The following is a 7,976-nucleotide window of genomic DNA, read 5'->3' as shown; positions in this document are numbered from 1 at the left end:
CCTGATCACCAGCAATCTGCCCTTCGATGAATGGACGGAAACCTTCGGTTCCGAGCGTCTCACCGGCGCGCTGCTCGACCGACTGACCCACCACGTCAACATCATCGAGATGAACGGCGAAAGCTATCGCCTCGCCAACAGCACAGCCCGTAAACAGCGCTGATCACCATAAAATATCTACCCACGATTGGCCCTAAGGGGCCAGTGCGCCATGGCTCGCGCCAGCTATGTGGCCAGCGCGCGCGCCATGGCGCACCCCCCAACTGGCCGGACTTTACGCCGCCGCCCCGGCCGACTTTTGCTCCGCCGTTGACACTTTCTGACCTCTCCGTCGACGCGCAGGACGCGCAAGGCGTGCTGTCGTCGGACCGGATCACCGAGACCGACATCCTCGATGGCCGATGGGACAATGCAGCGGTTGAGGTCTGGCGGGTGAACTGGTCGGCACCGGCTCAGCGTGTGCTGCTGCGTCGCGGGGCCATCGGCCAGATTCGGCGCGGGCGGCTCGCCTTCGTGGCGGAGGTCCGGTCGCTGGCTCATGTCCTCGGCCAGACGGTGGGGCGGACGTTTCAGGCCAGCTGCGACGCTGCGCTGGGCGACGCGCGCTGCGGCGTGAACCTTGAGGCCCCGGCCTTCAAGGGCACCGGCGCGATCATCGATGTGCTGCGGGACCGGGCGTTCACCGCATCCGGCCTCGGTGCATTTGCGGCAGGTTGGTTCGCCTTCGGGCTGGTGGAATGGTCGAATGGCGCGAACGCCGGGCGGCGGGTCGAGGTGCTGTCGCATGACCTCGTCGACGGGGTGGCGATCCTCACCCTGCTGGAAGCGCCGGTGCGGCCGCTAATGGCGACGGACGCCTTCGTGGTCCGGGCGGGTTGCGACAAGCGGATGGCGACCTGCAGCGCGAAGTTCGCCAATGTCGCCAGCTTTCGCGGCTTTCCACATATCCCAGGGCAAGACGCAGTCCTTCGCTACGCCACCAAAGACGGTGGCCATGAAGGAGCTGTGTTGTGACGTACATTCCGGGTCAGGGTGAGGCGGACAAGCAGACAGTCCGGGGGACTGTCTGCCCGCCGAACGTGCTGCGCTACGCAACGAAGGATGGCGGACATGAGGAGGCGGTGTTGTGAAGACCGCCGATCCCTCCCGCGTCATTTCGACTGCCCGGACCTGGCTTGGCACGCCCTACCACGACCAGGCCAGTCTGTGCGGGGTCGGCTGCGATTGCCTCGGCCTCGCGCGCGGTGTTTGGCGCGAGGTAGTGGGGCCGGAGCCGTTCCCGATCCCGCCCTACAGCCGGGACTGGGGCGAGACCGGTCCGAGCGAGGTGCTGGCTGACGGCGCGCGACGGATGATGCCGGAGATCGCACCAGCCGACGCCCCACCCGGTGCGTTGATCCTGTTCCGAATGGTGCCCCGCGCCATCGCCAAGCATGTGGGTATCCTGACCGGTCCCGACACCTTCCTTCACGCCCATGAACGCCTTGGCGTGATCGAGGAACCGCTGACACCGACTTGGGCGCGCAAGATCGCCTTTGCCTTCCTGTTCCCTGCACGCTGAGTTTTTCCCATGGCGACGCTTGTCCTCGGTGCCGTCGGTTCCGCCATCGGCGGGGCCTTTGGCGGCGCGATCCTCGGCTTTTCCGGCGCCGCGATCGGCGGTTTCATCGGCTCGACCATCGGCTCGGTGGTGGACAGCTGGATCGTGTCCTCGCTGGCCCCGGCGCAGAAGATCGAGGGGCAACGCCTCGACAGCCTGCGGATCACCTCGGCCACGGAAGGCGCGATCATCCCGCGCCTCTACGGCCGTATGCGCATTGGCGGCAACATCATCTGGGCGACCGATTTCCGCGAGGAGACAAAGACCACCACCCAAGGTGGCGGCAAAGGCGGTGGCGGCGGCAAGGTCCGGACGACCGAGTATCTGTACTACGCCAGCTTCGCAGTCGCCCTGTGTGAAGGACCGATCACCGGCATCGGCCGCATCTGGGCCGACGGCAAGCCTCTCGACATGACGGGCATTACATGGCGCTGGTATCCGGGGAACGAGAGCCAGACTGCCGATCCATTCATCGCCGCCAAGATGGGGGCCGCCAAAACCCCCGCTTATCGCGGCACCGCCTATGTCGTCTTCGAGGAATTGCCGCTTGTGACCTACGGCAATCGCCTGCCGCAGCTGTCCTTCGAGGTGTTCCGACCGCTGGCTGACCCCGACACCGCCGAGGGGTTGGTCAAGGCGGTGACGATGATCCCCGCCTCGGGCGAGTTCACCTATGCGACCGAGGCTGTCCGGAAGACGGTCGGCGCCACGACCACGGTCTTCGGCCAGACCACGGGCGGCACGACTTCGGCCGAGAACTTGAACGCGCTGCCCGATGAGGCCGATATCGTCGTGGCCCTCGATCGGCTGCAGGCTATGGCCCCGGCGGTGGAAAGCGTCAGCCTCGTCGTTGCCTGGTTCGGCAATGACCTGCGCGCGGGCAATTGCACGATCAAGCCCGGCGTTGAGGTGGCGGCCAAGGTCACCAGCCCCAAGACCTGGACGGTCAATGGCGTGGCTCGGGCGAATGCGCACCTCGTGAGTCGCGATGCCGAAAATCGCCCGGTCTATGGCGGCACGCCTGCGGATTTCGCGGTGGTGCAGGCGATCCGCGAGATGAAGGCGCGCGGGCTGCGGGTGACGTTCTATCCCTTCCTGCTGATGGACGTACCGCCCGGCAACACGCTACCGAACCCCTATTCGAACAACGCTGCCACGCCGGGCCAGCCGTCATTTCCCTGGCGCGGGCGTATCACCTGCTCCCCGGCGGCAGGTTTCGCAGGGACCGCTGACAAGACCGCCGCCGCGGCGACGCAGGTCTCGGCCTTCTTCGGCGCGGCGACCCCGGCGCAGTTCGCGGTGTCGGGCGACACTGTCTCCTGGACCGGCCCCTCGGGCGATTGGGGCCTGCGCCGGATGATCCTGCACTACGCCTATCTCTGCGCGGCGGCAGGCGGGGTCGACGCTTTCCTGATCGGCACCGAGATGCGCGGCCTGACGACGATCCGGTCCGGCGCCAGCGCCTACCCGGCCGTGACGGCCTTCAAGGCGCTGGCGGCGGATGTGAAGGCGATCCTCGGGCCGGGCACCAGGGCCGGCTACGCCTCGGACTGGTCCGAGTATTTCGGTCATCAGCCCGGGGACGGCAGCGGCGATGTCTATTTCCACCTCGATCCGCTCTGGTCCGATGCCAACATCGATTTCATCGGCATCGACAACTACATGCCGCTCTCCGACTGGCGCGACGGCTTCGACCATGCTGATGCGCTGCAAGGCTGGCCCGCGATCCATGACCGGGGATACCTGCAGGCGAACATAGCGGGCGGCGAGGGCTTCGACTGGTTTTATGCCAGCGCCGCCGACCGGTCGGCCCAGATCCGGACGCCGATCACGGATGGCGCTGCAGGCAAGCCATGGGTCTTCCGCTACAAGGATCTGCGCGCCTGGTGGTCGAACCCGCATTTCAACCGGCCGGGCGGGGTGGAAAGCGGCACGCCGACCGCATGGGTGCCGCAGTCGAAGCCGATCTGGTTCACCGAGCTTGGCTGTCCCGCCATCGACCGGGGCACCAACCAGCCGAACGTTTTCTTCGACCCGAAGTCGTCCGAGAGCTTCACGCCCTACTTCTCGCGCGGCTGGCGGGACGATGCGATCCAGCGCGCCTATCTGGAAGCCAGCTATCTCTGGTAGGGCCAAGGGGCGAACAACCCGACCTCCGTGATCTACGGTGGCCGGATGGTGCATGTTCCGGAATGCGCGGCCTGGACCTGGGACGCGCGGCCCTATCCGTTCTTTCCGGAACTGACAGGTATCTGGACCGATGGCCCGAACTGGCGGCTTGGCCACTGGCTAACCGGACGGCTGGGCGCGGTGTCACTGGCAGCCCTCGTGCGCCACCTCTGTTTGCGCGCTGGGCTGGCGGAAAGCCTGATCGACGTTTCCGGCCTCTGGGGCGCGGTCGAGGGCTATGTGATCGGCGCGCTGGAAAGCCCTCGGTCATCGATTTCCACGCTGGCCCGCCACTTCGGCTTTGATGCCATAGAGACCGAAGGCGTGATCCGCTTCGTCATGCGCGGCCGCGGCTCGGTCGCCACGCTGGCCATCGATGATCTGGCGGCCAGCCGGGAAGGCGAGGCGTTCGAACTGACCCGGGGCCAGGAGACCGAACTGCCCCAGGCGCTGAAGTGGCAAGTCGCGCGGGCGGATGAGGACTATGACGCGGCGCTCGTCGAGGCCCGCCGCATCACTGTCGATACGGCGCGCATCGCCTCCGAATCCTTCCCGATGGCAATCCCGCCCGAGGAGGCCGAACGTCGCTGCCGCCGCGCGTTGTTGGAAGCCTGGATCGGTCGCGAGAGTGCGACCTTCCGCCTGCCGCCCTCGCGGCTGGCCCTCGATCCCGCCGACGTGATCCGGCTCGCGCATGATGGTCGCGAGGTCGAGTTCCGCCTCGTCTCCGTCGCCGATGCCGAAGCGCGCGGGATCGAGGCGGTGCGCCAGGACCGCGCCGCTTATGACCTGCCGCCCGGCGATCCGCGGCCAGCCTCGCTCGCCAGCCCCGTCGTCTTTGGGACGCCGGAGGTGGTGATGCTGGACCTGCCGCAGATCAGCGAGGACCAGCCCGCGCATCGCCCCCTGATCGCCGCCCATGCTAGCCCCTGGCCGGGCGAGATCGCAGTGTTTCGCAGCGCCTCGACGGATCGGTTCATCCTCCTGACCACATTCGGCAGTCGGGCCCGGATCGGGACGCTGGCCTTCGACTTCTTTCCCGGTCCCACCTCGCGCTTCGATCTGGGCAATGCGCTGGTGGTCGATCTCCTGTCCGGAACCCTGGAAAGCGTGACGGACGTCGCACTGTGCGGTGGGGCGAACGCACTGGCGGTCGAGGCGACGGACGGGGCCTGGGAGATCGTCCAGGCTGGTGCGGCCGAACTGATCGCGCCTGGCCGCTACCGGCTGACCCGCCTCCTGCGCGGCCAGCGCGGGACGGAACACGCGATGGGCAACCCGGCCCCGGCTGGCGCGCGGGTCGTGGTGCTTGACACAACGCTGGCCTCGCTACCCATCGCCGAGGCCGATCTCGGACTGCCGTGGAACTGGCGTGTCGGTCCTGCCGCGCGGTCGGTCAGCGACGCAAGCTATGCATCGCTCGCCTTCACCCCATCCGGGCGCGGCCTTGTCCCCTTTGCCCCGGTCCATGTCGAACAGCCGTGGCGAACGGCGCGCAGCCCCGGCGATCTGACGATCCGCTGGACGCGCCGGTCCCGGGCCCTCGTGGCCGATGCTTGGGAACAGGTCGAGGTGCCATTGGCCGAGGACATGGAAAGTTACGACGTCCAGATCCTCGATGGCGCCGCTGTCAAGCGGACGCTGCCCAGCACCACGACCTCCGTCCTCTACACATCCGCCCAGCAGACCGCGGACTGGGGTGCGCCGCTCGGGCCAAGCCAGACGCTGGCGATCCGCATCTTCCAGCTTTCGAACCGCCTTGGCCGCGGCACGCCCACCGCGGTCACGCTGCAATTCTGATCCCAACCCACGGGAACCCAAATGTCCGACACCACGACCCATCTGGGCCTACCTTACCTGTTGGCGGCGCAGGCGCAGAAGCATGTCACGCACAACGAGGCCCTGCGCCTCCTCGACGCCATGGTCCAACTCTCGGTCCTCGACCGCACGCGGACTGCGCCCCCGGCCAGCCCGGCCGACGGCAACCGGCATCTTGTGGCTGCGGGTGCCACCGGCCTCTGGGCGGGATGGGACCTGAACATCGCCTTCTGGATCGACGGCGCGTGGATCCGGATGGTGCCACGCACCGGCTGGCTCACTTGGGTCGCGGCCGAGGGGCTGTTCCTCGTCTGGACCGGCAGCGCCTGGGAGGTCGAGGGCGAGCCGCGCGACGTCTCGGACGCAGTCTTCAGCCTCGTCAACGATGCGGACCCCACAAAGAAGGCGACCTTCTCTCTCGCGGGGATCAGCGCCGGGACGACGCGCAGCTTCACACTGCCGAATACCTCCTCGGAACTGGCGATCTTGGCGGGCACGCAGACCTTCAGCGGCAACAAGACATTCTCGGGTACGTTGACAGCCTCGGGGACCGTGACGGTCTCGGCCGCCAGTGCCACCATCGGCACGGCGACGACGACCGCCACCTACGGCATGGGCACCGGGGCCACGACGACCGGCGTCACCAAGACCGTGAACATCGGCACTGGCGGCGCCTCCGGATCCACCACGGTCGTGAACATCGGATCCACGACGGCCGGCGCGGGTGGCACCACGGTGGTGAACACGCCGACCGTGACTTTCGCCAATGCGGTGACGCAGGTCGGCATGCCCCAGGCGAATCTGACCGCGCAGCTTCTCGGCCTCGGTGGTGCGACCGCCGACAGCTACAACCGGATGTCGGTCAACACACCGGCCGTGCTGCTGAACAACGCAGGCGCGGGGATCGAGGCGACCGTGAACAAGGCCGCCGCCGGGAATGACGCGGCCTTCGCCTTCAAGACCGGGTTTTCAGCGCGGGCGCTGATCGGCCTCCTCGGCAACGATGACTTTAGCTTCAAGGTCAGTCCGGACGGGTCCGCCTTCTTCGATGTCTTCAGGGTCGACCGCACCAACGGCCGCGTCGAACTGGCCGAACCGGTCGTCCTGCCCGCCCATGATGCTGTTCCTTCACCACCGCCCGCAGGAAAGCTGGCGCTCTATGCCCGTGACCGGGCGGGGATGGGATGGCTCGATGTCGAACGCCCCTCGGGCCGCCACTTCCCGCTCCAGCCGCATTTCGGGGTCAACCGCATCGCGACATGGGCGCCATCGACCAGCACGACGATCAACACCAACGGCATGCCGCGCACGGCGGTCGGAACTGCAGCCACGCCGACGCTGGCCACGACCAACCTCTCCAGCTCCATGCGTCGCTGGCGGATGACCTCCGCAGCCACGGCCGGGGCAGCGGCCGAGGAGCGATCCGCGGGATGGGTCTGCTGGCGCGGCAATGCCGATGGCCTTGGCGGCTTCACCTATGTGAACCGGCTGTCGATGGTCACGCTGCAACCGACCGGCATGGGCTTCTTCGGCCTGATCGGATCGGTCGCGGCGCTCTCCACGACCCTCACCCTTTCGGCCGTCGTCAACGCGCTGGGCATCGGGTTCGAGCGTGGCACCCATGCGAACTGGCAGATCGTCCACAACGACGGCGCGGGCGCACCGACACTGATCGATCTCGGCGCGGGCTTCCCTGTGGCCAGCACGACGAATGTCCTGACCCTCTACATCGCGGCGGCCCCGAACGACAGCGCAGTCGGGATCCGCGTGGTCGAGGAGGTCTCGGGCGCGGTGGCCGAAGCCACGATCACCACCGACATGCCCGCGGCGACCCAGCTTCTGAGCCCACGCAACTACCTCAACAACGGCAGCACCGCCGCGGCCGTCGCCTACGACTGCTCGGGCGTCTACGTCGAGACCGATTACTGAAGCGCCACGCCCCGTGGCCGGAAAGGACCATGATGAACGACCAGACCACTCTTGCCGGGGAGGTCGCGCGGGCCTTTCGGGACCACGGGATCACGGCCGCGCTCACCGCCCTGATCGGTGGCACCATGGCCCTGATCGCGGCGATCACCCGCAAGGCCTTCACCAACGAGGCCCTGCTGGACCGCCTCGACCGGGAATTGATCGCCGATCGGGACCGGATCGACCGTCAGCGCAGCGAGGATCGCAAGGCCGACGGCGATCGCCTCGACCGGATCGAAACCGACATCCGCTCGATGCGCGACATGCTCTTCGACGCCTTCCAGCGCGGTCGATCCGACTGACCGCCTGGCGACCACATCACCACGATCACATCCCCCGCCCCCGGCGGGCAATGCCCGCCAGAACCTAAAGTCTGCGGGGCCTTGCCGCGCGGGGGCGGGTTTTTTCATCTGGAGGATCC

The 7,976-nt window shown here is 67.5% G+C and carries 5 protein-coding genes and 1 pseudogene; all 6 read left to right on the top strand.

Annotation, left to right across the window (positions count from 1 at the left end; genetic code table 11):
• The coding region (locus tag M511_RS15550) for an ATP-binding protein (protein WP_176224555.1) at positions 1 to 163 on the top strand (163 nt) is incomplete at its 5' end.
• 146 nt (positions 164 to 309) lie between these two features.
• Entirely contained in the window at positions 310 to 1,014 is a 705-nt protein-coding gene (locus tag M511_RS15545; protein ID WP_240547670.1) for a DUF2163 domain-containing protein, read from the top strand.
• Positions 1,015 to 1,126: 112 nt separating this feature from the next.
• Positions 1,127 to 1,561 (top strand): NlpC/P60 family protein, encoded by a 435-nt coding sequence (locus tag M511_RS15540; protein ID WP_085502680.1) that lies wholly within the window; start codon positions 1,127 to 1,129, stop codon positions 1,559 to 1,561.
• Between the two features lie 9 nt (positions 1,562 to 1,570).
• A pseudogene (locus M511_RS15535) lies at positions 1,571 to 5,569 on the top strand (baseplate multidomain protein megatron).
• A 21-nt stretch (positions 5,570 to 5,590) separates the two neighbouring features.
• Entirely contained in the window at positions 5,591 to 7,516 is a 1,926-nt protein-coding gene (locus M511_RS15530; RefSeq protein WP_085502679.1) for a DUF2793 domain-containing protein, read from the top strand.
• A gap of 32 nt (positions 7,517 to 7,548) precedes the next feature.
• Positions 7,549 to 7,857, top strand: coding sequence for a hypothetical protein (locus M511_RS15525; RefSeq protein WP_043132951.1), 309 nt, complete (start codon positions 7,549 to 7,551; stop codon positions 7,855 to 7,857).
• The last annotated feature ends 119 nt before the right edge of the window (positions 7,858 to 7,976 follow it).

Source organism: Paracoccus sp. J56 (genome assembly GCF_019633685.1).
Classification (GTDB): Bacteria; Pseudomonadota; Alphaproteobacteria; order Rhodobacterales; family Rhodobacteraceae; genus Paracoccus; species Paracoccus kondratievae.
The sequence above is the reverse complement of the archived record's forward strand: the minus strand, read 5'-3'. Positions and strand labels throughout refer to the sequence as shown.

Bases quoted from the DNA above. Each gene is read 5' to 3' on its own strand.
- M511_RS15525 (WP_043132951.1), top strand. From the start codon at position 7,549: ATGAACGACCAGACCACTCTTGCCGGGGAGGTCGCGCGGGCCTTTCGG.
- M511_RS15530 (WP_085502679.1), top strand. From the start codon at position 5,591: ATGTCCGACACCACGACCCATCTGGGCCTACCTTACCTGTTGGCGGCG.